At 58.5% G+C, this 2,856-nt stretch carries 2 protein-coding genes, 1 tRNA gene and 2 rRNA genes (1 of these 5 running past the window's edge); 2 read left to right on the top strand and 3 right to left on the bottom strand.

From position 1 onward, the window contains the following. Nucleotides 1-217: 217 nt before the first annotated feature. Nucleotides 218-586, top strand: a complete 369-nt coding sequence (locus tag ACLBV5_RS09260) for a DUF4238 domain-containing protein (RefSeq protein ID WP_447605475.1) — start codon at nucleotides 218-220, stop codon at nucleotides 584-586. Between the two features lie 18 nt (nucleotides 587-604). Then, nucleotides 605-1,036: a zinc ribbon domain-containing protein gene (locus ACLBV5_RS09255; RefSeq protein ID WP_447605483.1), complete on the top strand. Its 432-nt coding sequence runs from the start codon at nucleotides 605-607 to the stop codon at nucleotides 1,034-1,036. Between the two features lie 197 nt (nucleotides 1,037-1,233). On the opposite strand, the gene ACLBV5_RS09250 is transcribed toward ACLBV5_RS09255, so the two are convergent. From ACLBV5_RS09250 to ACLBV5_RS09240, 3 genes are all read right to left on the bottom strand, one after another. Further along, a tRNA-Met gene (locus ACLBV5_RS09250) sits at nucleotides 1,234-1,310 on the bottom strand. A 58-nt stretch (nucleotides 1,311-1,368) separates the two neighbouring features. Further along, nucleotides 1,369-1,483, bottom strand: a 5S ribosomal RNA gene (gene rrf, locus ACLBV5_RS09245). A gap of 82 nt (nucleotides 1,484-1,565) precedes the next feature. Then, nucleotides 1,566-2,856 (bottom strand): 23S ribosomal RNA (locus ACLBV5_RS09240); it runs 1,490 nt beyond the window's last position.

Below are 2,856 nucleotides of genomic sequence, written 5' to 3'. Positions count from 1 at the left end.
GTCCAAACCAATCGTGGCTACCTGTCCCATGGCTCTCCTCCAGCTCTGCCGGAGGCCTAACGCCGCCGGTGGGTTGGAGAGCCGTCCACAGCATCAGAAGCGGTCATGCGAGCACCGCCGATTGTCTGACATTTAGATTGCAGGACTGGAAATCCAGTTCGAGGCTCGTAGCCAAAGTCCATCCGTCGATACCCTAAGGCCCGTTCGGGGGCGAGCGATGTCAGGCAAGAAGCAGCACTTCATTCCCCAGTCGCTACTTCGCGGTTTCGAGACAGAGACGCGGACCGGCCACCGCCTCTGGGTGCATCACCGAAACCGTGGGACGTTCGAGGCCAATGTTCAGGACGTCGCCGCGTCCCGATTTTTCTATTCCGAGCCGCGAGCGGAGGGTGCGCCAGAAACTCTGGATGATCAGATCACCGCTTACGAAAGCCGACTGGCCGATCTTCTGAAGTGGCTCAAGGTCGCGCCGGAGGGAAACTCGTCGACGACGCCCAAGCTAGGGAGGTCGTGGCGGATCCGGCGTTTCGAACCGAAGCGACGCGGGACGTCGTTGGCGAGGCCATGCTCACGACCGTGCGGTTGAAGGTCTGATGGCCACGCCATCCATGATGCTCGCCTATGTCGGCGCCGACCGGGACAAGCCAGGCGAACGGTTCGAGGGTGCGACCCAGGCATCTTTCTCAGCGGCAAGCTGACCTGCGGCTGCTGTGCGGGCCCGATGATCCGTAGCGGTTCCCAGAGATTTGTCTGCTCCTGGCGACGCGAGTGCGGTCCGGCCGCCTGCGACAACGGTCGAGGCGTGAAGGGCGCCGACATCGCCGACCGGGTCCGGGCGGCCCTTAGGGATCGCCTGCTGATCGATCAAGTGGCCGACGGCGTCCTGAGCGGTCCAGCGATCAAGGACAGGCTGGCTACCCTCGAGACCCAGCGCGCGACGCTAGAAGCCGAACTGGCGCCGCACGAAGAAGCGCCTTCGCCGGTAGCCTGCACCCTGGGATCGCCGGACACTATCGCCGCGTCGTCGGCGACGTAGCCCAGGCGCTGCATCGGAGCGACAGTGAAGCGGCCCCAGAGGCTCGGGATCTGGTGCGCCGGCTGATCGCGACGGTAGCGGTGACGCCGGTGCTGGAACGGAACCAGTATGGGGCTGACCGTAAAAGGACAAATTTCGGGCCAGCAATTTGGGCAAAGAAAAACCCGCTATCCAGTTGGAATAGCGGGTTAGAATCTTGGGTGCGGGAGCAGGATTTGAACCTGCGACCTTCAGGTTATGAGCCTGACGAGCTACCGGGCTGCTCCATCCCGCGGCAAGGCGGTGTGTAAAGGAAGAAGGTTCGAGATATTTCAGACATGTGTGTCGGGTAGACCCGGCGGCGACCTACTCTCCCGCGCCTTAAGACGAAGTACCATCGGCTCTGGAGGGCTTAACGACCGAGTTCGGAATGGGATCGGGTGGGGAACCTCCGACAGAGCCACCAGGTCAACCCGACACACACGAATGAAATGAGAAGATATCGTTTTTTGTTTTCGACACGTAAAAATCGAATGAGTTTTGCTGAGAAACGATCAAGCCGATCGGATTATTAGTACCAGTAAGCTTCACACGTCACCGCGCTTCCACACCTGGCCTATCAACGTGGTAGTCTTCCACGATCCTCAGCGAAGCCTTGTTTTGAGGTTAGTTTCCCGCTTAGATGCTTTCAGCGGTTATCTATTCCATACTTAGCTACCCTGCTGCGCGGCTGGCGCCACGACAGGTCCACCAGAGGTATGTCCATCCCGGTCCTCTCGTACTAGGGACAGATCCTCTCAAGCTTCGAACACCCACGGCAGATAGGGACCAAACTGTCTCACGACGTTCTGAACCCAGCTCACGTACCACTTTAAACGGCGAACAGCCGTACCCTTGGGACCTGCTCCAGCCCCAGGATGTGATGAGCCGACATCGAGGTGCCAAACTTTGCCGTCGATATGGACTCTTGGGCAAAATCAGCCTGTTATCCCTAGAGTACCTTTTATCCGTTGAGCGATGGCCCTTCCACGCGGGACCACCGGATCACTATGGCCGACTTTCGTCTCTGCTCGACTTGTCAGTCTCGCAGTCAGGCTAGCTTATGCCATTGCACTCGACGACCGATTTCCGACCGGTCTGAGCTAACCATCGCGCGCCTCCGTTACACTTTGGGAGGCGACCGCCCCAGTCAAACTACCCACCACGCCATGTCCCGGGACCGGATAACGGCCCTCGGTTAGACGTCAACGACAGTAAGGGTGGTATTTCAAGGATGGCTCCACCAGAGCTGGCGCCCCGGTTTCATAGCCTCCCACCTATCCTACACATACGGTCGCTAACGCCAAGGCGAAGCTATAGTAAAGGTTCATAGGGTCTTTCCGTCTGACCGCGGGAACCCCGCATCTTCACGGGGAATTCAATTTCACTGAGCCTGTGCTGGAGACAGTGGGGAAGTCGTTACGCCATTCGTGCAGGTCGGAACTTACCCGACAAGGAATTTCGCTACCTTAGGACCGTTATAGTTACGGCCGCCGTTTACCTGGGCTTCAGTTCGGAGCTTTCACTCCTCCCTTTAACCTTCAGGCACCGGGCAGGCGTCAGACCCTATACGTCGCATTGATGCTTCGCAGAGCCCTATGTTTTTGCTAAACAGTCGCTACCCCCTGGCTTGTGCCACTCAGTCCTGGTTGCCCAGGGTGAGTCACGCTTATTCCGAAGTTACGCGTGCAATTTGCCGAGTTCCTTCAGCACAGTTCTCTCAAGCGCCTTGGTATGCTCTACCTGACCACCTGTGTCGGTTTCGGGTACGGTCTCTGCTGGAGTTATTTCCAGGGACGACG

The sequence above is a fragment of the Brevundimonas sp. M1A4_2e genome (genome assembly GCF_053345555.1).
This window is presented reverse-complemented; position numbering and strand designations above follow the sequence as displayed.

Excerpts from the sequence above, each read along its gene's own strand:
- ACLBV5_RS09260 (WP_447605475.1), top strand. The coding sequence starts at position 218 with ATGTCAGGCAAGAAGCAGCACTTCATTCCCCAGTCGCTACTTCGCGGT.